General features: G+C 61.3%; 20 protein-coding genes and 1 pseudogene. 9 read left to right on the top strand and 12 right to left on the bottom strand.

Features of this window, described 5'->3' with window-relative positions; genetic code table 11:
• The first annotated feature begins 2 nt into the window (after window positions 1-2).
• Both L6963_RS09070 and L6963_RS09065 read left to right on the top strand, forming a co-directional pair.
• Entirely contained in the window at window positions 3-1601 is a 1599-nt protein-coding gene (locus L6963_RS09070; RefSeq protein WP_237207397.1) for an acetylornithine deacetylase, read from the top strand.
• 34 nt (window positions 1602-1635) lie between these two features.
• Window positions 1636-2961, top strand: coding sequence for a hypothetical protein (locus L6963_RS09065; RefSeq protein ID WP_237207396.1), 1326 nt, complete (start codon window positions 1636-1638; stop codon window positions 2959-2961).
• A 4-nt stretch (window positions 2962-2965) separates the two neighbouring features.
• On the opposite strand, the gene L6963_RS09060 is transcribed toward L6963_RS09065, so the two are convergent.
• The 6 genes and pseudogenes from L6963_RS09060 to brnQ all read right to left on the bottom strand — a co-directional run bounded on the left by L6963_RS09060 (window position 2966) and on the right by brnQ (window position 7900).
• A complete protein-coding gene (locus L6963_RS09060; RefSeq protein ID WP_272878961.1) occupies window positions 2966-3928 on the bottom strand; it encodes an MIP/aquaporin family protein in 963 nt (320 codons plus the stop codon).
• Between the two features lie 267 nt (window positions 3929-4195).
• Entirely contained in the window at window positions 4196-4819 is a 624-nt protein-coding gene (locus tag L6963_RS09055) for a VanZ family protein (RefSeq protein ID WP_237207395.1), read from the bottom strand.
• Window positions 4820-4909: 90 nt separating this feature from the next.
• Window positions 4910-5311, bottom strand: coding sequence for a fluoride efflux transporter FluC (locus L6963_RS09050; RefSeq protein ID WP_237207394.1), 402 nt, complete (start codon window positions 5309-5311; stop codon window positions 4910-4912).
• Window positions 5312-5314: 3 nt separating this feature from the next.
• Window positions 5315-5767: a fluoride efflux transporter FluC gene (locus L6963_RS09045; protein WP_237207393.1), complete on the bottom strand. Its 453-nt coding sequence runs from the start codon at window positions 5765-5767 to the stop codon at window positions 5315-5317.
• Between the two features lie 57 nt (window positions 5768-5824).
• Window positions 5825-6083 (bottom strand): annotated as a pseudogene (locus L6963_RS09040) (response regulator); the annotation flags it as partial.
• A 479-nt stretch (window positions 6084-6562) separates the two neighbouring features.
• Entirely contained in the window at window positions 6563-7900 is a 1338-nt protein-coding gene (gene brnQ, locus L6963_RS09035; RefSeq protein ID WP_237207392.1) for a branched-chain amino acid transport system II carrier protein, read from the bottom strand.
• 155 nt (window positions 7901-8055) lie between these two features.
• Here brnQ and L6963_RS09030 point away from each other — a divergent pair, with 155 nt between their 5' ends.
• Entirely contained in the window at window positions 8056-8907 is an 852-nt protein-coding gene (locus tag L6963_RS09030; protein WP_237207391.1) for a PRD domain-containing protein, read from the top strand.
• 14 nt (window positions 8908-8921) lie between these two features.
• On the opposite strand, the gene L6963_RS09025 is transcribed toward L6963_RS09030, so the two are convergent.
• Window positions 8922-10247, bottom strand: coding sequence for a hypothetical protein (locus L6963_RS09025; protein ID WP_237207390.1), 1326 nt, complete (start codon window positions 10245-10247; stop codon window positions 8922-8924).
• Between the two features lie 211 nt (window positions 10248-10458).
• Here L6963_RS09025 and L6963_RS09020 point away from each other — a divergent pair, with 211 nt between their 5' ends.
• The 3 genes from L6963_RS09020 (at window position 10459) to L6963_RS09010 (ending at window position 13100) form a co-directional block, all read left to right on the top strand.
• Entirely contained in the window at window positions 10459-11544 is a 1086-nt protein-coding gene (locus L6963_RS09020; RefSeq protein ID WP_237207389.1) for an LLM class flavin-dependent oxidoreductase, read from the top strand.
• A gap of 12 nt (window positions 11545-11556) precedes the next feature.
• Window positions 11557-12324, top strand: coding sequence for a CE1759 family FMN reductase (locus L6963_RS09015; protein ID WP_237207388.1), 768 nt, complete (start codon window positions 11557-11559; stop codon window positions 12322-12324).
• Window positions 12325-12590: 266 nt separating this feature from the next.
• Complete coding sequence (locus L6963_RS09010) at window positions 12591-13100, top strand: MarR family winged helix-turn-helix transcriptional regulator (RefSeq protein ID WP_237207387.1); 510 nt, start codon at window positions 12591-12593, stop codon at window positions 13098-13100.
• Between the two features lie 85 nt (window positions 13101-13185).
• On the opposite strand, the gene L6963_RS09005 is transcribed toward L6963_RS09010, so the two are convergent.
• The 5 genes from L6963_RS09005 to L6963_RS08985 form a co-directional block, all read right to left on the bottom strand.
• Complete coding sequence (locus L6963_RS09005; RefSeq protein ID WP_237205136.1) at window positions 13186-13422, bottom strand: hypothetical protein; 237 nt, start codon at window positions 13420-13422, stop codon at window positions 13186-13188.
• 19 nt (window positions 13423-13441) lie between these two features.
• Window positions 13442-13834, bottom strand: a complete 393-nt coding sequence (locus L6963_RS09000; RefSeq protein WP_237207386.1) for a hypothetical protein — start codon at window positions 13832-13834, stop codon at window positions 13442-13444.
• A gap of 193 nt (window positions 13835-14027) precedes the next feature.
• On the bottom strand, window positions 14028-15797 hold the full coding sequence (locus L6963_RS08995) for a cation:proton antiporter (protein WP_237207385.1): 1770 nt from the start codon (window positions 15795-15797) through the stop codon (window positions 14028-14030).
• 103 nt (window positions 15798-15900) lie between these two features.
• On the bottom strand, window positions 15901-17139 hold the full coding sequence (bioB, locus tag L6963_RS08990) for a biotin synthase BioB (RefSeq protein ID WP_237207384.1): 1239 nt from the start codon (window positions 17137-17139) through the stop codon (window positions 15901-15903).
• A gap of 146 nt (window positions 17140-17285) precedes the next feature.
• Entirely contained in the window at window positions 17286-17987 is a 702-nt protein-coding gene (locus L6963_RS08985) for a hypothetical protein (RefSeq protein WP_237207383.1), read from the bottom strand.
• Window positions 17988-18068: 81 nt separating this feature from the next.
• On the opposite strand from L6963_RS08985, the gene L6963_RS11815 reads away from it, so the two are divergent.
• From L6963_RS11815 to L6963_RS08970, 3 genes are all read left to right on the top strand, one after another.
• The gene (locus tag L6963_RS11815; RefSeq protein ID WP_272878960.1) at window positions 18069-18611 is read left to right on the top strand and encodes a TetR/AcrR family transcriptional regulator; all 543 of its coding nucleotides are present in this window, start codon (window positions 18069-18071) and stop codon (window positions 18609-18611) included.
• A 37-nt stretch (window positions 18612-18648) separates the two neighbouring features.
• Window positions 18649-20022, top strand: coding sequence for a galactokinase (locus tag L6963_RS08975; RefSeq protein ID WP_237207382.1), 1374 nt, complete (start codon window positions 18649-18651; stop codon window positions 20020-20022).
• Between the two features lie 162 nt (window positions 20023-20184).
• Entirely contained in the window at window positions 20185-20415 is a 231-nt protein-coding gene (locus tag L6963_RS08970; protein WP_237198233.1) for a CsbD family protein, read from the top strand.
• Window positions 20416-20756: the final 341 nt, after the last annotated feature.

The following is a 20756-nucleotide window of genomic DNA, read 5'->3' as shown; positions in this document are numbered from 1 at the left end:
CTATGACACTCCCTGCATCTCTTCCCTGGATTGAAAAGCTTATTGCCGCGCAGTCCATCAGCCAGACCAGCAACCGCCCCGTGCTCGACCTGCTGGCGGCTGAGTTTGAGGCTCACGGCCTGACCCCGCACTACACCTATAGCGAGGACGGCGAGCGCGCCAACCTGTTTGTAACCGTGCCCGCCGCTGATGGTGGTACGGACGGCGGTGTGGTGCTGTCGGGGCATACGGACGTGGTGCCGGTTGAGGGCCAGGCTTGGACGGTCACCGACCCTTTCACTCCCCTGGTGAAGGACGGCAAGCTTTACGGGCGCGGAGCGTCGGATATGAAGTCTTTTATTGGGTCGGCTATGTGGCTGCTGCCCCAGCTGCGTGAAGCGGAGCTGGCTAGGCCCGTTCATTTCGCTTTTTCCTACGATGAGGAAATTGGCTGTGTGGGTGCGCCTGCTATGGTCAGAGATTTTAAGGCCCGCGGTATTAACCCTGATTTTGCGGTGATTGGTGAGCCGTCCATGATGCAGGTTATTTCTGCCCATAAGGGTGCCCACCGCGGCCGGGTGACTTTCAAGGGTATCGCTAAGCATGCATCCTTGGGCCCGCACGGGGTTAATGCCCTGGCGCAGGCGGCGGAGTTTATTACTTTCTTTGAGCAGTTGGCCGGTACCTGGCGGGAGAACGGCCCCTTTGATGAGGGGTTTGTGGTGCCCTATTCCACCGGCGGTGTGAACTTTGCCCGCGGTGGTATTCAGTACAACATTGTGGGTGAGCACGTGGTGCTGGAGTATGACTTCCGCACGGTTCCCCAGATGACTACCGACGAGGTGCTGGCTCTGGTTGAGGCGAAGATTGCCGACGACCTGCTGCCTGCACTGAAGGCACGGGCGGCGGACGCTGAGGCCCTGGCTGGCGCTGCGCCCGGCGAGTTTGTGGATGCCGTGGGTATTACCCATGAGCTTCTGGCTGCCGTCCCTGCCCTGGGTACTGCTGACGGTGCTGAGATTATTGCCCTGGCCAACGAGTGGGCGGGGCGCCCCGGTTCTGTGGAGGCCCAGAAGGTTACCTACGGTACTGAGGCTGGCCAGTTCGCCCTCTACGGCGGGGTGCAGGCGGTGGTGTGCGGTCCCGGCGATATCGCCCAGGCTCACACCCCCAATGAGTGGATTGAGCTGGCCCAGATTGAGGCCTGCGACCGCTTCATGCTCAAGGTGCTGGAGTGGGCTAGCCAGGAACAGGAGAATACGATGACACCCCAGGACGCAGGTGCGCGACCCCGTCGGCGTATTCGGGTTTTTCCGGAATGGGGAATTGATTTCCCCCTGTGGGGTGCTCCCAGTGAGCTAGAGCAAGCCGGAGAGTACCCCTACCCTTATGACCCGGAAGATTTACCCCAGGTTCCGTCTGACCTGGTGGAAGAGCTTGCGGCTTGGTCACAGGCGTGGGTGACCCGGGCAGCTGAAGAGATGGGTGAGATTCCTCCCCGTCCCCTCACCCAGCAGGAGCGCCACCAGGAAGAACTGGAGTGGAAGAACCAAGGTAAGGCCCTGGTAGAGAACCTGCGGGCAGTTTTAGGGGATGACTTCGAGATTATCTATAAGGGCTAGCCAGGAATAGGGCCGGGTATCTAAACTGGGCTCTATGAGTGCCTCATATCACTTTATTCCCTACCCGTCGGCGCCAGGCCTGCACCCGGCCCTGGCCGGTATTCTGACGGTTCCCGTCAGCCTTGAGCGGGCGGGTGAACCCTCCCTCCTGGTCTATCTCCAGGGAGAGGTGGAACAGCACCTGCCCCAGCCGCCCGGCCGGGGGAAGATTACCGTCACCTACCGACCCGACACCGTGGCGGGGGTGCAGGTCAGTGCCCTCTATCGCGCTGGGCACGGAGAGTGCGCGGACGCCGGCACCTGGCAGATTACCGCCTCGTCGGCTCCCCTGCTCGGTGGGGAGGGGCTACCCGTCCTAACCGAAACCAGCCCGGGCGTCTTTCAACCTGCCGTTACGGGTGATGAACTCACCGAGGAGCTGGAGCTTCTCGCTGGCTTTTGCCGGGGCGTCCGAGCCCTGATTGACCGAGAACTGGGCAACCAGCCCTACCCGGCGACCTGGCCCCGGCTCACGCCCGGGGTGGTGACCCGCTGTAGCAACCTGCCCTATCTCACCTCTGCCACCCAGACGGTATCAGAGGTCGATCTAACCCTAGCCCTGCCCGCCTCTCCGCTGCGCTGGTGGGGTTTCGTACCCGTCCGCCCCTCCTGTGACAATGTGCGGGGCCTGGCAGCAGCCGCCAGCAGGGCACGGCCTGAGAGCCTGTGGCCCGAAGGGTTCTACAGGGACTACTCCCAGGCACAACAGGGCTACAGGCCCGCCACCCTGCGTCGTGCGGCCAGCACCGATACCGATTGCTGGGTGCTGAAGCTGAGTTGGCTCAACAGCATGACCCTGTATGTTCAGCGCAGCGGCAACTGGGATATTGTCTACGGCTTCCCGCTGGTAGGGGCCCAGGAAAACCTCCCCTTTACCAGGGGCAAGTACGAGGTGGCGGACATCCGCGCCGCCTCTTCCCTAGAACCCCTGGTACGGGCGATTCACAGGGATCTCTACGAAGAGCCCGGACTGCCCCCGGTAACGCAGTGGCGTATCGGGCCGCATTCAGAGACCGTGCACCTGGCCCTTGCCAATGACTGGGGAGAGTTCTTCCCCCTCTGGTACGCCGACGGAAAAGGTCTGGCCGAGGATCTTGAGCTGGCCCCGGAAACCCGGCAGTTGCTGGGCAATTGGGCCAGCCTCTGGGAAGACCTGGAAATGGACCCGGAAGACCCCGCCAACCCCAAAACCCGGGCCTGGCGGCAGCTGGGGGAGAGACTGCGCGAGACCCTCACCAGCGAACTGGGTGCGGGCTACACCGTCAAACTCTATCTGGTGAGCCGCACCCAGCCCTGGAGTGAGCTGCGAGACCGCGCCTAGCGACCTACTCCCAGAAGGCCCTCTTCTGCACGACCGGGATTTTACCGGTGGGCACGTAGGTGGCGGCGGCGGACGCGGCAGTAGCCTCGGTGTCCTCGCTCTGGGGTAGCACCTCAGCCGACTTAGACCGGTACATGTGCTTATTAGCCCACAGGCCAAACCCGAGCACAGCCAGGGCCAGCACGACGCCGATCACCTGGAAGATAGAGAACTGGCCGTCGTAGTAGAGATTGAAGAAGGACCCGCCCATCATGCCACCGGCAATGGGAGCGCACACCGGCACCCAGGCGTAGTACCAGCGGGAGCTACCCTTACCGTGAATAGGTAGCAGGGCGTGCATGAGGCGGGGGCCGAAGTCGCGGGCCGGGTTGAGGGCAAAGCCGGTCTGACCACCCAAACCAATCACCAGCACAGTGACCAGGAAGCCAAAAGCCAGGGGCTTGAGCACGTGATTCAGGTTGAGTGCCAGGGCTGAACCTTCGAGTACGGGGGTGAAGTTAACTCCCACGTAGAGGGCTGAGAAGACCAGCAGAAAGGTACCGATAATCTCAGACAGGGCGTTGGTGAAGTAGTTGTGAATGGCCGGCACAGTGGCAAAAACACCGAGCTTGATCTTGCGGTCGGCGGTTGCCTTCCAGTGGGGCAGGTAGTTGAGGAAGACGAAGCCCGCGCCCACCATGGCACCGGCGACCTGGGCGATGATGTAGCCGGGCACCATGGCCCAGTCGAACTCCCCGTAGGCGGCTAGGCCGATGGAAACAGCAGGGTTGAGATGCCCACCTGAGTAGGCGTGGGAGGCGTAGACACCGAAGGCAACGGCAAAGCCCCAGCCGAAGGCGATGGTGAAGAAGTTGTCGCCGTGGCCCTTGGAGCGGCGCAGTTCGACGGTGGCGATGACCCCGCAGCCGATGGTCACCATAATCATGGTGCCCAGGAATTCAGCGAGGTAGGGGCTGATGGTGTTCACGTGTTTCTCCGCAAGTGTCGGGGGCTAGTACGCCCAGGCAGGTGCCGGATCCTTCAGCCCATATTTTGCTTCACTTGGCTTTAAGTGTGAATGATTGGGTTTTGCGCGGCAAGGCTTAGGGGTAAAAGTGCCCTAACACTTAAGCGGTTTACCGCCCTCTTTTCCGAACGCTGTGACCAAGCACCCACCAGCCCCGCCCACCAGCTAAGACGGCTATGGGCGGGGCGGGCGTCCGCGCGGATCAAAAGGGCGGACGCACCCGCCCCACTAGCGCCCGAAGAGGCGGCGCAACTGCCCCGGCAGGGTATGGCGATACTGCCAGGCGGCAAGGGCGCCCCAGCCCAGTACGGCACCCAGGGTGTTATTGAAGATGTCTTCGGCGTCAAAGGTTCGGATAGCGCAGTCGTAGTAACCCCAGATACCGGTCAGCTGGGTCAACTCAATCGCGAGCGAAGTTCCAAAGGCAGCAAAGAGCACGGTGCGAAAACTGGCCCCCCAGCGCCAGCGGGCCAGCAGACCAAAGGGCACAAAAAGCAACACATTCAGCAGCATCTGCAGCACGTAGATTGAAAAAAGGGCGCCGAGCAAGCTGTCGTTGGCGGCAACGGCAAACTCTATGCTCCAGCCCAGGAAGAAGCGGGGGTAGGTGTTGCCCCAGCCGTCGGGGCAGACAAAGACGTCGTTATCGGGCAGGGGTAGGAAGGTGTAGGCGATGACCCCGGTAGCGTAGAGAACCAGGACGCCCGTGGCAGCTATGCGGCGCAGGAGCCTGCGGGTAGGCAGGTGGCGGCCAAACCACCAGAGGGCGGGCACGATAAACACCATGAGCAGGGCCCAGAGGGAAAGCGCCTGCTGGAGCACGGGAATCGAGAAGTAGAAGTAGTACCGCATAGCCTTGGAGATTGACAGGACTCTGAATGATTGAGTGTACCGACTCTAACTGGGTCTTTACAGAGAAAGAGGGAAAACTACACCGAGGCCCTAGATGAGAGCACCTAACGCCAGGCCCGCCAGGGCGGCAAGGGTTGAGGCCAGCAACTGGCCGAGAGTAAGGACGCCGGTGGCCAGTTTTCCGGGGGCGCGCAGGGCGTCGAGCATGGCGGTGGAGAAGGTGGTGTAGCCACCCAAGAAACCTACCCCCAGAACGAGGGTGAGATTTTCTGTAATTACAAAAGTTTCCACACCTGGCATAGGTGTCACCCCGCCAGCCAGGAGGCCCGTGAGAAGCCCTAAGAGAAATGATCCGGTGGCATTAATAAAAAATGTCCCTAAAGGCATAGATACTTGCCAGAGCTTTAAAATAAGGACTTTGATCCAGCTGTCGACCCAGAGGCGCAGGGCAGCGCCTGCGCCACCGGCCAGAAAGACTAAAAGATAAACCATACCCTAGCGCCCCGCTCCACGAGCTGGCGTACCGGCGTGGGGCGGGCGTCCGCTCATTCCCCGCCAAGCGCCTAACCGCCACCCCGCCCAGGCCAGCAGGTAGCCGCCAACCAGCGAGAGCAGGGCATACCCGGCAGCCGTCCACCAGTGACCGGCCAAGGTGAGCTGGGCTAGCGCCAGGGCAAAGGTGGAATAGGTGGTGAACCCACCCAGAAAGCCGGTGCCCAGCGTAAGACGGAGCTCCTCAGCACGAGCCGATACAACCCCTCCCGGGGCAGCGGCAAGCAGGGCACCCGTCAACAGAGCCAACAGGAAGGCCCCCACCCAGTTCACCACCAGCACGGTCACGGGTAGGGTGCCAGAGACGGGAAAGGTAGCCAGGAGCAAGGCCCGCACCAGGGCACCTACTCCACCACCCAGAAAGACGAGCCAGGTAGCGCGGAATGTAGGGATCATTCCCCCAGCCTACGCCGCCAGCAGGGGTAGACGCACCGTAAACTCGGTACGCCCCGGGCGGGAGAGCAGCTCGACGCCGTCGAAGCCGGGCATCATGATATCGAACGAGGACGTCGGGGCGCCGGTCGCGGGCGATAGCCAGGGCTGCGGGGCCCTCGCCCGCTGATTTAACCTCCCAGCCAATCATTTTGGGTGCCACGCTGACCAGCTCTTCGAGCATGCGCTCATCGTCTACCACGAGGGCACGGATCGGCGACCCGTCGGGGTGTTCAAGGGCCGGAAGGTTCTTGGCGATATCGGTTGCTGTGCTGCTCATACTTCTAAGGGTAGCCAACCGCGGGAGTTTAGGGGTCTCTTGACCCCTATTTGAGGGGATATGGGGGGGCTGTTTTCACAGGCGATTCTTATATGAGTGTGAGCGGGAGCAAACCGGGGTGGTGCTATCTTGTATGGGCAGGTGAGAGAACATTCGGTGACGGGTCGATGACACAGAGATGTAATGTTTCACAAAGACCTGCCTTTACGAGCACCGCGGGTTTATTTCCGTGGCTTCATCGGGTAGAGTTTTGAGCAGGCTGTCAATTGTTTATTTTTGAAGAAACTTTATGACGGGTTGCCTAGAGGCTTTCTAAGTTTGAGTTGAATGAACCACCTCGCAACTCGTTAGGCGGGCTCGCGTTGATGGTTGTGGTTCCCCTCAGCGCGAGCCTCTCTACAGCAAAGGGTCTTGCCCCGCAGATGCGGGAGCAAGACCCTTTCTTTTTGCCCTCCTAAGAGGCCGGTGCGGTGCCCGGCTTAGCGGGCGGACGCGCGGCGGTGCTGCACCAAGTCGATAGTTGCGCCGATGAGGGCGGCGACCAGGGTGGGTACGAACCAGCCCAGGTCGTAGGCGTGGGCGGGGGCCCAGCCGATGAGGGGCTCAATGACGTTTGAACCAAGACCCTGGGAGTTGAGGGTCATGAGCAGGGCCCAAATCACCGAGACCAGCAGGGCGAAGCGGTGGGTGAGGTTCATCCAGGGGGCGCGCAGGGCGGCCTCAAGGAGGGTGAGGACGACCAGGGTCAGGGCCGGAGGGTAGAGGGTGGTGATGATAGGAATGGCGAAGCTCATCAGCCCTTCAAGGCCGAAGGATGCCAGCACGAAGGCAATCAGGGTGAAGATGATAGCCCAGGTGCGGTAGGAGACCGAGGGCACCAGCTTGTTGAAGAAGGAGCTGGTTGCGCCGATGAGGCCCACCGAGGTGGTCAGGCAGGCCAGCAGCACGATGAGGCCGAAGACGACGGCGCCGGGGCCGCCCATGGTCTGAGCTGCGGCGTCGGTGAGCAGGGCTGCGCCGTCCTTGTATCCCTGGCCGTCCGCGATGTGCTCGCCAATGTAGCCCAGCCCCAGGTAGACCGCGCCCAGCAGCACGCCGGCAATACCGCCGGCCAAGGCGACGCTGCGGAGCATCTCGCTGCGTCCGGTCACCCCTTTTTCACGCAGGGAGGCAATCACGATGATGCCGAAGGCCAGAGCTGCCAGGGAATCCATGGTCATGTAGCCGTTGACGAAGCCGGTGGCAAAAGCGCCGGTGGCGTAGTCTTCAGTCGGTGCAGCCGAGGGAGTGCGCAGGGTAATAAAGCTCATCACGACCAGCACACCCAGCAGGATTACCAGGGCGGGGGTCAGGTACTTGCCCAGGGTGTCGACGATACCGGTGGGGTTCATGGCCAGCAGGTAGGAGATGCCAAAGAAGACGGCAGAGAAGATGAGGGTGGGCACCATGCCGTCCACCGACAGGTAGGGGTCTACGGCCATGGCATAGCTGACGGTGCCGGTGCGCGGCAGGGCGTAGAGGGCGCCGATGGAGAGGTAGACCAGGGGAGGGAAGATGAGGGCGAAGATTTTTCCGCCGCGGGCCGCCAAATCTTGCAGGTCGCGGCCGGTGACGGCGAGCGCGATAACAGCCAAGATGGGCATGAGGACGCCGGTCACCAGGAAGCCTGTGATGGCAGGGGTGAAGTTTTCACCGGCTTCTGCACCGAGCATGGCGGGGAAGATGAGGTTGCCTGCTCCGAAGAACATGGAGAACAGCATGAGGGCTGTGACCACGATGCTGATGAGCGGTGATGATTTAGTGGGTGCTGAGTTCATAAGTGTGGGGGGTAGTTCTCTATTCGTACGAAAGGGTTTAGTTTACTCCTGTTTATTGGGTAGGTTGCGGGCGCGTGGGGCCCGCGGGTGGCGGTGGGTCGGTAGACTGGTAAGGATATTCGCGCGTTTTGAACCTGAGGCGAAAGGGGGTCACGTTGCGCATTTCACGTATTTATAACAACAATGTGGCTCTGGCTCAGGCCTATACGGGCGAGCAGATGGTGGTTATCGGTCGCGGCTTAGCGTTTGGTAAGCGTAAGGGTGACATGGTTGATCCCACCCTCATTGAGCAGACCTTCGTGCCGGAGCACGGCACCCCCGATGAGCATTTGGCGGGGTCGCTGGCGAAGATTCCGTCTGAGATTTTGGGCTTGGCGACCGAGCTTGAGTTTTTGGTCAAGGCCGAGGGCATTACGATTTCTCATTCCTTTATCGTGCCGGTGGCTGACCATATCAGCTATGCGGTGGTGCGGGCCAGGGAGGGGCTGGCGGTGGATTACCCGCTGGCTCTTGAGGTGTCTCAGCTGTACCCCCAGGAGGTTCGGTTTGGGCGCCGTGCCCTGGAGCTGGTCAAGGAGCGGCTGGGGGTTGAGCTGCCTGAGATTGAGGCGATCCCCCTGGCTATGCACCTGGTGAATTCGCAGTTTGCCTCGGAAGATATGGGCGGCACCTACCGCATGACCGAGGTTTTTGCCCAGATTTTTGAGGTGATTGGGGCCGGCTTTGGCGGCCCGGTGGATCGGTCGCTGATGAGCGCTGCCCGTTTTGTCACGCACCTGCGCTATCTCTTTGTGCGCGCTGGCGCTGCCCAGACCGCGGACGCCGGCACGAGCGTCCCTCTACTCCTTGAGAGTTTGAAGGACGCCCACCCCCGCGCCTTTGCGGCGGCGGTGAAGGTGAAGCTGGTGCTTGAGATGCACCTGGAGCAGAACCTGACGGACGACGAGTTGACCTATCTGACCATTCATATTGCCCGCCTGGCCCGGGACCAGTACGGAACCTCCTAGCGGTGAGGGCTGCTTTAGATTTCGGCGGCAGTTTGACCGTCACGGGCGTAGAGGGAAAGGCCGTCTAGAGGCAGGGATCCAGCACGGTAGCGGACGGCGTCCGCCCCGGCACCCGTTGCGCGGACGGCGGTGGCAGCAAACGCCTTGACCGAGCCAGCCGATTCAATGGCAGGTACATTATCGCCACTGGTGGAAATTTCGCCGCCGACCTCGATGGAGTCGAGCTCGCCGCCGTCCTTGATGGACAGGGCGATGGCCTGCAGGGTGACCTGGACGCCGCGTACCAGGCTCAAACCCTCGCCGCCGACGGTGGTGAGGTCGCGCTTGACAGTCAATGACGGTAGGGGCTTAGAGACCTGAATGCCGATGGACCCGTCGCCGGTGGTAGCGATGGAGTCGAAAATTGCTTGCTTGAGATAGCCGTCGTAGAGGTTGAAGCCGCGAGCTCCCTTGCCGGTGGTAAGGATAGGCTGTCGAATATCGAGGGTGTCGATACCACCGAAGTTGACGAAGCCGATGCCGGAAGGCCCGTGGGAGGTGACTCGTCCCTCCGAGATCCATTCGGTGGCTTGGCCCCAGTTATCGAGCACCATGTCGTTCTGCCCGTAGGTGGTGGTGGAACCCCGATTGACGACCTTCTCAGCGATACCGCCGTAGATCAGGAAGACACCACCAGAGATCAGGTCGGGGGTGCCGGGGGCGATGCCGCCATCGGTGTAGATGTCACCGGTGGTCAGCTCTGAGATAACGAGGGTACCTCCTGCCGGGGTGCCGTCCTCGGTGCCTTGACCACCAACGAACACGCCGGAGCCGCGGACGGGGGTATCTTCGGTTCCCGCGGAGATGTTCAGCAGTTCTGCGGTGATAACGACATCCTCGTCCTTCTGCAGGTTCCAGGCGGTGAAGCCGCCCTGCAGGGCATCGACACCGTAGGCATGGGGGCGCAGGGTGCGTCCGCGCAGGTCAGCGGCGATGACGTGCACACCGTCAGCTTCGAAGCGGCCTGCCCGGTTAGAGCCAGCGGCGGTGAGGAAGACCTGCCCTACCGTGCGTACATCTTCTAGGCGTAGGGTTCCGAAGTCTTCCACGTCGTCGGAGTTGAAGATGGCGAGTTCTTGAACCGAGGTTGAGATTTTGAGGTGGGAGACGGTGTTGTTAGCGGTGAGTTGAAGCCCCTTGGCACCGAAAGCCAGCTCGGCATCGTCGGTGACGCCGCGCAGGGTGACTCCCTCGGGAAGTTTGAGGGAGGGCATGCCGGTGATACGGCCGGAGATATTAAGGACGCTGGTGCCGGCCGAGAGGGCGTCGGTTAGTTGCTGGGCGGTTGAGATGGTTGCCATGACTAAACCCTTCACATAATTCATTAATGTACTTCTTACACCCCTCACCCTACTCTCTTTTGCACAAAATACAAGCCAGAATAATTTACATAGAAAATTTTTTACACCCCCACCCGCGCAACACACCGACCGCAAGTTACTTTACAAGGAAAGTTTTTAGGGGTAGATTAAAACTATCAAAACAACAACACCACCCCGAAAGGTAACCACCATGCAGTTCGGTATCTTCTCCGTCGGCGACGTCACCATGGACCCCACCACCGGCAAGACCCCCAGCGAATACGAGCGCCAAAAGGCCATCGTTGAAATTGCCAAGAAAGCAGACGAAGTGGGCCTCGATGTCTTTGCCGTCGGCCAGCACCACAACCCGCCCTTCATCGCGTCCTCACCGACCACCACCCTGGCCTACATCGCAGCTCAGACCAAGAACATCCTGCTCTCCACCTCCACCACCCTGATTACCACCACCGACCCCGTGCGCATCGCCGAAGACTACGGCACCCTGCAGCACCTGACCGACGGCCGTATGGACCTCATGCTGGGCCGCGGCAACACCGGCCCCGTCTACCCCTGGTTCGGCAAAGACATCCGCCAGGGCGTCAACCTGGCCATCGAAAACTATGCCCTACTGCGCAAGCTCTGGAGCGAACAGGTGGTCAACTGGCAGGGCAACTTCCGCACCCCGCTCAACTCCTTCACCGTCACTCCGCAGCCCCTGGACGGCACCGCCCCCTTCGTCTGGCACGGCTCGATTCGCACCCCCGAGATCGCTGAGCAGGCCGCCTACTACGGGGATGGCTTCTTCCACAACAACATCTTCTGGAACAAGGAGCATACCCAGCAGATGATCAACCTCTACCGCGAGCGCTACGAACACTACGGCCACGGCAGCGCCGAGCAGGCCATTGTGGGCCTGGGCGGGCAGGTCTTCATGAGTAAGAACTCCCAGGACGCTGTCACCAAGTTCCGCCCCTACTTCGACAACGCTCCCGTCTATGGAGGCGGGCCCTCCCTGGAAGATTTTGCTGACCAGACCCCGCTGACCGTGGGCTCCCCCCAGCAGGTCATTGAGAAGACCCTCTCCTTCCGCGACTACGCTGGCGACTACCAGCGTCAGCTCTTCCTGGTAGACCATGCAGGCCTGCCCCTCAAGGAAGTTCTGAACCAGATTGACATGCTGGGTGAGCAGGTTGTGCCCGTCCTGCGCGAAGAGTTCGCTAAGCTGCGTCCTGCAGGTGTGCCAGAGGCCCCCGTCCACCCCCGCTACGCTGCCCACCTGGCTGAGCAGGGTAAGTAGGGAGCACGAACTATGAGCACTCCTTCTATCGTTGTTGTCACGGCGGGTTTGGGCGAGCCGTCCACCACTGCCCTGCTGGGTGAGAACCTGAGCGAGGCCACTGCCCAGGCCCTAGCCGCTGCTGGAGTTGAGGCGAGCTTCACCCAGATTTCGCTCCGCTCTCTAGCTACCGATATCACCAACCACTACCTGACCGGCTTCCCCATGGGCAAGCTGGCGACCGCTCTGGATCAGGTGCGGGAGGCTGACGCCCTCATCGTGGTGAGCCCGGTCTTTAAGGCCAGCTATTCGGGGCTCTTCAAGAGCTTCTGGGACCTCGTCGAGGACGGCTCCCTGGCAGGTAAGCCCGTGCTGATTGCCGCCACCGGCGGCACCGCCCGCCACTCCCTCATGCTGGAGACGGCCATGCGTCCGCTCTTTAGCTACCTCAAGGCAACCGTAGCCCCCTCGGGCGTCTTTGCCGCAACAGACGACTTCGGCACCGATGCAAACCTGGCTCCGCGCGTCACCAAGGCAGCTACCGAGTTTGCCCAGCTGGTGCTCTGGACGCTCGGGTCGGCAGCTACCGCAGGGCAGGTAGCCCAGCAGGCCGATGAAGACGGGGCTAGCAAGGCCAAGCAACAGGAAGTTCAGGACGCCAACGCCGGCTCCTTCTTCGGAATCCTTGAGAAAGAGCGGGGCGGGCAGGCACCTGCGGCAACCTATAAGGCACCGGGGCTAGAAGCCCTGACGGTCACCCCTTTTGAAGAATTACTGAAACGGAATACACCGGGTACCTAAGAGCGGGCCTACCGGTACAGCACTGGCGGGGAGGGTAGAAACCCTTCCCGCCATTCTTTAAGGTGTCTAAATTTTTGTATTTTTGTCTCGCAACTAAAACGGCGTCCTAACTGGTGAGCGCACGCAAACTCATTAACCCGTCTTAATATTTCCCACAGATATTCCATACAGGTAACTCTGCGCGTTAGGCTGGCACCAGATAGAGATTTTCTGAGAAAGTCTCCTGAACCACACCTGCCCACCAGGTAGAGAGGAGAGGAGGTTCTATGGGAACAGCCCCCACACCGGCTCGCTTCACCCAAGAACAGGAAAATCTATGGAAGATTTACACCAACACTTTAGAGACCCTCAACCTGCACCTTGATAGGTGCCTCAAAGAAGAGGTGAAAATCAAACTGGCAGACTACAGGATTCTGGCAGCAATCATAGATTCACCACAGACAGATTCCACCGATGCACACCCCGTGGTGCGCATGCGCGACCTTGCCCGCGCCACCAATGTCTCGGCATCACGGCTGACCTATCAGGTTGATGTGCTGGAGAAAAACGGCTGGGTCACCAAGGTCTCGGTGCCCAGCGACAAGCGGGGCAAGGGAGTGCTCATCACCCAGCAGGGGCGGCAGGTCTTCAGAGAAGCCACCCCGATCTATACCCGCGAGGTGCAGCGCACGGTTTTTGAGGGGCTAGACCCCGATATCGCCCGGGCCCTGGCCCACTTTTCGCGCGGGGTTCTCGGCAAGGTTACCCACCCCGAACGCAAGCGCGTAAGAGCCTAGATAGCATACAAGAGGGGCGGACGTTTATCAGCGTCCGCCCCCTCTTGCGTACTCTGCTGGCAAGCAGAGAAAAAGTTTTAGATTTTTACTGCTGGTCGGCCGAACCCTGCTTTTTAGCCTTGGGAATAACCCCAACCCGCTGGGCCTTGTAGAGCTGCTCGCGGTTAGCCAGCACCACCAGAGCCAGGGCGTTGAGAGCCAGGCCGATAATGAAAATAATCCAGCCAATCACCATCAGGGCTGTGCCGCTGAGGATTGCACCAACAATCAGGGCAGCAACCGACACCAGATAAGCGGGAGAAAGAAGAAAACGGGTATCCATGGGGGCCTCTCCTGTGGTTCTAGCGGACGTGCGGGCGTGGGGTGCGGGAGCGGAAGATACGATCATCGCTAGCGACATCACCGGCACTAGCAGCGGGCGCTGCGGCAGCTACCAGGGGCTGGGACTCAGTAATGGCCTCGGGCTCATAGAGGTAGGTATCGCCAGGCGCCTCTTCTTCCTCATACTCTACCTGGGCATCTGCGTCCGCACCGGCAATCATAGCGGGCAGAGGCCCACCCTTGAGGCGCTGTACCATCACCAGGGTGGCAAAGATGTTCAAGCCTAGACCCGTCAGCAGTACGACCCAACCCAGCACCGAAACCCAGGTGGAACTCGCACCCACCATTAAAGCGCCTGCAAAAAGGGCTGCCAGGGAGGTGAAGTATGCCGGGGAGAGGTCTTTGGTGTCCATTGATCCTGATTCTGTAAGAAAAATTTATATTCTTTATTGAGAATATACTGCCGAGTGTTGTGCCCTTCTTTTTGCCCTCCATCACCAGGGCATTAAGCCAGAGGCCCTATAGGCCTACAGCGGAATAAGCACTTACCCATAGTAGGTGATGATTCTGCAAATTTCTTGAGTATCACCTAGCCGGTGCCCGGAATCACTCCCGCTCGCGGGCGTCCGCACCCCCAACTACAGGCAGCTGACGGGTCGCCACCCGCAGGGCTTCATCGTCCAGCTCCTTTTGGGCCGAGATAATGCGCATCTCGGTGGTCTTAAAGAGCTGCTCTGCCTTCTCGCGATCCAGCTTGTGCTCGCCGTTGATGAAGGACTTAGGCAGTGACATGGTGAGCGCCCCGGGGCCCTGGTCCATGGCATCCTGGGCCTGCACCTGCACGTCAATCTGGTAGAGCACGTTGCTCACCACTTCGTAGTCGTACTTGTTGCGCACATCGAGCACCGCAGCCTGGGCGGCCAGCACCGATTTTTGCCGCACCAGGTTCATAAACTCGCGCTGACGCTGGCGTTCAGCCCAGCGCTCCTGGAAGTCACCGGTCTTCTGACCCTCCTCGATGCGGTCCATCATACTGGTGACCACGTGCTTGAGCTGCTCGAAGGACTGCAGATCCCCGCTCTCAGCAACGGTTTGATACATAGACTTCCACATAGCCTTCTGGGCGATCTGCAAGAGCTCCTGTTCCTCGTGGTCGTCCTTTTCAGCCGTGGCACTCACGCCCAGCACCCCCACCAGCCAGGGCAGGGTCAGGCCGGGGAAGACCATGGTGAAGAAGAGGACGGTCAGCACGATAAAGACAGCCTCGGTGCGCAGGCCGTCAGCCATCTCGGGCAGACTCAGCGCCAGGGCGAGGGTGACCAGGCCGCGCATACCGGCCCAGGTCATCACCAGCACCTCGGCAAAGGAGCGCGGGGTGGTGCGACGGGAGCCCCGCCAGCGTCCCCACAGCCACATGACGGTGAGCCAGGCCAGGCGGGTGCCAATCGCCACCGCGGAAATCAGCACGCCGTGCCACACCATGGTCAGCACATTGCGGTCTGCACTGTAGAGCAGTTCGCCGGCCTGTAGGCCGATGAGACCAAAGGCTAGGCCGGTCGCGAGCATTTCAAGCACGTTCCAGAAGGCGGTGTTAGCCAGGCGCTCTTCGGCGGTGAGATCGGCGCTGTAGCTGGCCATCTGAATTGCCGCAATCACCACGGCTACCACACCCGAGGCATGCAGCTCCTCGGCGATGATGTAAACACCGAAGGGAATGACCAGAGTTAGCGCACTGCGGGCCACGGTGTCGGAAAGGTTGCGGCGTAGCAGACTACCGCCCCAGCCCAGGGCTAACCCCAGGGCCACAGCAACGAGAGCACTATAGACGAAACTGCCGAGGGCAGACAGGGGCTGGGGATCGGTGCCAGCCGTCAGGGCAGCGAGAGCAATTTGAAAGAGCACCAGAGATACGGCGTCATTGAAGATACCCTCGGTCTGCAGATTCGAGATGACGCGGCGGGGAATGCCTACCGGCTCAGCCACAGCTTCTACCGCCACGGGGTCGGGCGGGGCGACGGCCGCACCGATAGCCAGCGCCAGGGCGATGCTGATGCCGGGCACAATCATCCAGGTAGCCCACCCCACCACCAGGGCAGAGACAGCGGTCAGGGCAATGGAATAAATCAGGACGCTACGCCAGCTTCTGCGCAGCATGCCCCACGAGACGCGTTGGCCAATAGCCCACAGCAGGGGCGGCAGGAAGATGGGCAGAATAATCTCGGGCTCAATGTGCAGGCTGGGCATCTGCGGAATCACAATGACCACGGCGGTCACCAGCGTCAGCAGCACGGGCCAGGGCAGGTTCAGCCTATCCCCCACACTTACCAGCACCACCGTTGCCAGCAACAGCATCACAATCACAATGAGGACTTCCACGCCCACTCCTTCGTCACCAACCTGATGTACCAGCTTTTAACTCTAGTACCTCAACCTAGGGGGACCCTGTGCCGCAGGTGCGATTTTGAGACGCCCGCTGGGGCTAGAAGTTGGGGGTGGCGTCCGTCCCGACCCCGCGGCGGCGGATCTCGGGTACCAGGACCTCGGGAGCCCGCTGCTCGCTAACGGGGCGGACGCCGGCGTCCGCCTCCCCTGCGGACGGGTGGGTCCCGCAGGCCCCGGAGCTGCACCCACCGCAGCCACCGGACGCCCCGCAGGGCGCGGGCGCAACAGCAGTTTCCTGGGCAAGGTCTACGCCGTGGGCGCGCAGGTAGTCCTCGTGTTCGGCGACCAGGTCGCGGTCTTCGGCGCCGAGCACCACGAACCCGCCGTCCCGAATCATTTTCAGGTCATCGAGGGCTGACTGGCCGGTTGAGGTGAGATAGTCACCCAGGAAGAGGGAGTTGACCACGTGCAGGGCTAGGGGTTGCAGGGTGCGCAGGTGCATTTCGCGCCCGCCCGCCATACGGAGCTCTTTCTCGGGGGCGACCAGGCGCACGGTTGCCAGGATGCGCAGGCAGCGCATGGGGGTGAGCTCCCAGGTGCCAGCTAGCGGAGTGCCTTCAAAGGGCATGAGGAAGTTGACGGGGATGGAGTCGCCGCCCAGGTCGCGCAGGGCAAAGATTGCATCGACTAGCTGCTCGTCGGTTTCTTTCATACCGACAATCAGGCCGGAGCAGGCTGAGAGCCCGGCACTCTGGGCCTTATCGACGGTAGCGAGGCGGTCAGCGTAGGTGTGGGTGGTGCAGATGTCAGCGTAGTGGTCTTCACTGGTGTTGAGGTTGTGGTTGTAGGCGTCCACCCCGGCTTCTTTCAGGCGGGTGGCTTGGCCGTCCTTGAGAATGCCCAGGCAGGCGCAGACTTCCACCTGGGGGTGTTCTTCTTTAAGCCCCTCGACCATGGTGGCAACGCGCTCGACGTCGCGGTCGGTAGGCCCTTTACCCGAGGCGACCATGCAGACGCGGGAGGCTCCACCCGCGATGCCGTAGCCGGCCTGTTTGACGGCTTCGTCGGTTTTGATCCAGGAGTATTTGAGCACTTCAGCTTCGGAACCAAGGCGCTGGGAGCAGTAGGTGCAGTCTTCGGGGCAGAGGCCGGATTTGAGGTTGACCAGGTAGTTCACCTTGACGGTGTTCCCGAAGTAGTGGCGGCGCAGGCGGGAGGCAGCGTCGACGAGGGCGAAGGTTTCGGCGTCGCTGGCGGTCAGGGCGGCAAGCGCTTCGTCGCGACTTGCGGGCTGTCCGGCCAGGGCGCGGTCGGCGATGGCAGAGAAGTCAATCATGGAACCAGTCAACACCGATTTTGAACGGTGTTCAAATTATTACTTTTCTCCACACAACCCCCACCACCCAAAGGGACCGCAAAACTTGAAAGGGACCTCGTGTTTTGCGGTCCCTTTTAAGTTTTGCGGTCCCCTTGCGGAAAGCGTTAGGCGCCACAGCCTCCAGAGCCACAGGCACAGTTACCACCGCAGCCACCGCCGGACGCCGCACCCTCCAGCGCGACCTGGGCGTAGGCGTCCGCATCCTCCACCCCGGCAGCACGCAGGTGCTCTACATACTCAGCTACCAGGTCGCGGTCGCCCGCATCGGCAATGGTGAGGCCGGCACCCACGATGAGCTTGAGGTCCTCAAAAATCAGACGGGGCTGGGCGGGGTCTACGGTCAGCACCAGCGAATCCAGGGCACCGACCGCCAAAGGCTGCAGGGAACGCAAAGTCATTTCGCGACTCTCCCCCAGGTGCAGGCTTTTTGCGGGTGCGGCCAGGCGGGCGGCAGCCAGCACGCGCAGGGCCTCCATGGGGGCCAGGGCGGGTACGCCCACAAAGTCCACGTCGATGCGCTCCACCGCGGGGTCGGCGGCCAGGTCAGCCAGGGTAGCCGCCAGGGCGTCGGCGTCGAGCGGGGCGGTCACTTCCAGGCGGACGGACGCCACCTGCCGCGCGGGTGCGCCCAGCAGGTTGGTGGCGGTGATGGTTGAGCCGAAGTGGGTGGCACGTAGTTCTGCAGCCAGGTCCATGAGGGCGAAGGTGGCGGCAGGGCTGGCGGTCAGCACGTTGTGAAGGTCGGCCGGTGAGGCAGTTTCGCCTGCGCGCAGGCGGGCGGCAAGATCTGAAAAGTTGAGGGTCATGGGTTCAAATCTACTCCTCTTCGAGGGAACAGTGCCCACTGCCAGCTGTTGCCGGGAGCGAAAGTAGGTCACAATGAGGGGGTGGCTTTATCCCGTGAGAAGATTCTTGACACCGCTTTTGATGTACTGCGCCAGTTTGGCTTAGCTGACCTTTCGATGCGTCGGCTAGCTACTGAACTGGGCGTGGCTCCCGGTGCTCTCTACTATCACGTGAAAAATAAGCAGGAGCTCCTTGCATCTCTCGCTTCCCGCATGCTGGCAACGGTAGAAGGACCCAGCACTCCGGCAAGCCCCGATACCCTGCTCATCACCGGGGAAAACACCTACCGGCAACTTATTCCAGTTAAGGAATGTTCCGAAGTCATCCGCCTAGCCCTGGCCCTTCACCCCGCAACGCTCACCCCCGATAGGCTAGCGCTGCTCGACGCCCTTGAAACTGACTTTGCAGCCGCCACCGGAACCCCGCAGCCGGCCCAGGCCGCCGAAATTTTCATGCATACCTGTCTGAGCCTCATTGAGCAGGAGCAGACCCGAGCCCTACTCGCAGGTAGCACCCCGCCAGCTGAACCACCGGCGTCCTACACCGCCGCGCTCACAGCTCTTATTAAGGGCTTTACCGCCTAAGCCCCCGACATCCAACCGACCGAAAAGAAGAAAAACCGTGACCCTCCGTGTTGAGCCCGCCTGGGCTACCCTGCCAGACCACCGCGCCGAAGTTGAGGCAGCCCGCGCTGCTTTTGTTGAAAAGTACGGGGTGGAGCCCGACGGGGTGTGGTCAGCGCCCGGTCGTCTCAACCTGCTGGGTGAGTACATCGACTTCCTCGGCGGCTCCTGCATGCCCATGCCCCTGCCCTACCGCACCTATGTGGCGGGTAGGTTGCGCACCGACGGGGTACTGCGGGCGGCGTCCTTACAGATGCCGGGGGACGACCGCACGGTCGTGATTCGCGAGATCACCCCGGGCACCTTTAAGGGCTGGTTCACCTATGTGGCGGGCGTAGCCTGGGCCATGAACCGGGAAGGTGGTAAAGATATCGCCCTGCCCCATAACTTTGGGGCTGACCTGCTGATTACCTCCCAGGTGCCGGTGGGCGGGGGCCTGTCGTCCTCTGCCGCCCTGGAGTGCTCCACAGCCCTGGCCCTGCTGGATCTTTCCTGCCCCCTACGCAAGGGGTGCGACTGTACCGAGGCGCTACCTTCTGACCTCTCCCCTACCAATGATGCCCTGCGTGCCCGCCTAGCCCAGGTCTGCATGCGCGCCGAAAACGAGGTGGCGGGGGCTCGGACCGGCGGTCTTGACCAGACCGCTGCGCTGCGCTCGTCCCCGGGCAAGGCTCTGGTGGTGGACTTCCGCGATTTTTCTATCAACCCGCTAACCGTTGATGTGGCCAGCGCTGATTTGGGCTGGCTGGTCATCAATACGAATACCCCGCACGAGCTGGCGGGGGGTGAGTTTGCGGCACGGCGTGAGGCCAACGAGGCGGTTACTGAGGCCATGGGTCTGGACTACCTGCGCAATGCCCTGCCCGAGGATCTTACCTGTGCCGGTATGAGTGAGCGCGAGGCTAAACAGTGCCGCCTGGATCTAGTGGACCAGACCGTCAACCGTGCCCTGGTTGCCCTGGAAGAGACCGGCCAGCCCCGCACCTTCCCGCGCGGCTGGGTGCGCCACACCCTGCACGATATGACCCTGGTGGAGCGGGCTGCCTATCTTCTGGGCCGCAAGGACGCCGGTGAGCAGGTTGACTGGGAGGAGCTGGGCAGGCTCTTTACCGAGAGCTTCGTGTCGATGCGCGATGAACTGCGTGTTTCCCGGCCCGAAATTGATCTGGCGGTTGATACTTGCCTGGCAGCTGGCGCTTTGGGAGCGCGTATTGTGGGTGGCGGTTTTGGTGGGGCCGTGATGGCTCTGCTCCCGCTGCACCTGGTGGAGTCGGCGGCCGAGCAGGTGGCCCTGGCCTATGCCCAGCACGGTTATGCCGACCCCGAGTTCCTGCCGATGGTAGCGGGTTTCCCAGCAGATCGGGATATCTAGACCTTTCTTTCTCTTCTGGCCAGTTCAGGGCTAGTCGTCAGAATTTTCTCAGCTTACTGGGTTCCCTTTTATAGGACTAGTGCGTAAACTTATCAATAAGGGAAGTCTACGAACTATCCCTGTATTCCAGGCTCGCACAGGCGAGAGATGAAAGGAGCCACCATGGCTGCAGAAGACAAGATTGAAAACGGCCTCGACAACCTGGCTGGCAAGGCCAAGGAAGCCGGCGGCAAGCTGACCGGCGACGACCGCCTCGAATCTGAGGGCAAGGCCGACCAGGTTCAGGCCCAGGCTAAGGACAAGGTCGATGAAGCCAAGCAGACCATCTCAGACGGTGTCGATAAGGCTAAGGACGCCATCAGCGGCATCAAGGATTCCCTGAAGAAGGACTAGTCTCACCCCATTGAGGCACTACATCGCCGGGTTCTCACGATAATCGTGGGGCCCGGCGATACTTGTATCTAGGCCCGGGCGTGAGTGTTCCGCCCAAGTAGCCGCAGCGGGAATATCTGCCCTCGTAGTGCGTTATATCGGGCACTAGGCCATATTTTTCACAAAAGGAGCATTGCATGCCGAGCACATCTTCCACCCACGCTGCCGCCGAAACCGGCTCTGTTGCAAAGATTGGCGGCAGTCAGAGGTAGGCTGTCGCTCTGCGCCGATCAGGCGGCTGCTGCGAAATGGTGGTTGAGCATGCCCATGGCCTCCGTCAGCGCCGAGGGCCCAATGCCAAA

Source organism: Rothia nasimurium, from assembly GCF_928392795.1.
In the GTDB taxonomy this organism is placed as follows: domain Bacteria; phylum Actinomycetota; class Actinomycetes; order Actinomycetales; family Micrococcaceae; genus Rothia; species Rothia nasimurium_F.
This window is presented reverse-complemented; position numbering and strand designations above follow the sequence as displayed.

Coding starts and splice junctions, on each gene's coding strand:
- brnQ (WP_237207392.1), bottom strand. CDS start 7,900: ATGAACTCAGCACCCACTAAATCATCACCGCTCATCAGCATCGTGGTC.
- L6963_RS09025 (WP_237207390.1), bottom strand. CDS start 10,247: ATGGCAACCATCTCAACCGCCCAGCAACTAACCGACGCCCTCTCGGCC.
- L6963_RS09000 (WP_237207386.1), bottom strand. CDS start 13,834: ATGGACACCAAAGACCTCTCCCCGGCATACTTCACCTCCCTGGCAGCC.
- L6963_RS09050 (WP_237207394.1), bottom strand. CDS start 5,311: ATGGTTTATCTTTTAGTCTTTCTGGCCGGTGGCGCAGGCGCTGCCCTG.
- L6963_RS09005 (WP_237205136.1), bottom strand. CDS start 13,422: ATGGATACCCGTTTTCTTCTTTCTCCCGCTTATCTGGTGTCGGTTGCT.
- L6963_RS09015 (WP_237207388.1), top strand. CDS start 11,557: ATGAGCACTCCTTCTATCGTTGTTGTCACGGCGGGTTTGGGCGAGCCG.
- L6963_RS09010 (WP_237207387.1), top strand. CDS start 12,591: ATGGGAACAGCCCCCACACCGGCTCGCTTCACCCAAGAACAGGAAAAT.
- L6963_RS09045 (WP_237207393.1), bottom strand. CDS start 5,767: ATGATCCCTACATTCCGCGCTACCTGGCTCGTCTTTCTGGGTGGTGGA.
- L6963_RS09070 (WP_237207397.1), top strand. CDS start 3: ATGACACTCCCTGCATCTCTTCCCTGGATTGAAAAGCTTATTGCCGCG.
- L6963_RS08970 (WP_237198233.1), top strand. CDS start 20,185: ATGGCTGCAGAAGACAAGATTGAAAACGGCCTCGACAACCTGGCTGGC.
- L6963_RS09055 (WP_237207395.1), bottom strand. CDS start 4,819: ATGCGGTACTACTTCTACTTCTCGATTCCCGTGCTCCAGCAGGCGCTT.
- L6963_RS08985 (WP_237207383.1), bottom strand. CDS start 17,987: ATGACCCTCAACTTTTCAGATCTTGCCGCCCGCCTGCGCGCAGGCGAA.
- L6963_RS09020 (WP_237207389.1), top strand. CDS start 10,459: ATGCAGTTCGGTATCTTCTCCGTCGGCGACGTCACCATGGACCCCACC.
- bioB (WP_237207384.1), bottom strand. CDS start 17,139: ATGATTGACTTCTCTGCCATCGCCGACCGCGCCCTGGCCGGACAGCCC.
- L6963_RS09065 (WP_237207396.1), top strand. CDS start 1,636: ATGAGTGCCTCATATCACTTTATTCCCTACCCGTCGGCGCCAGGCCTG.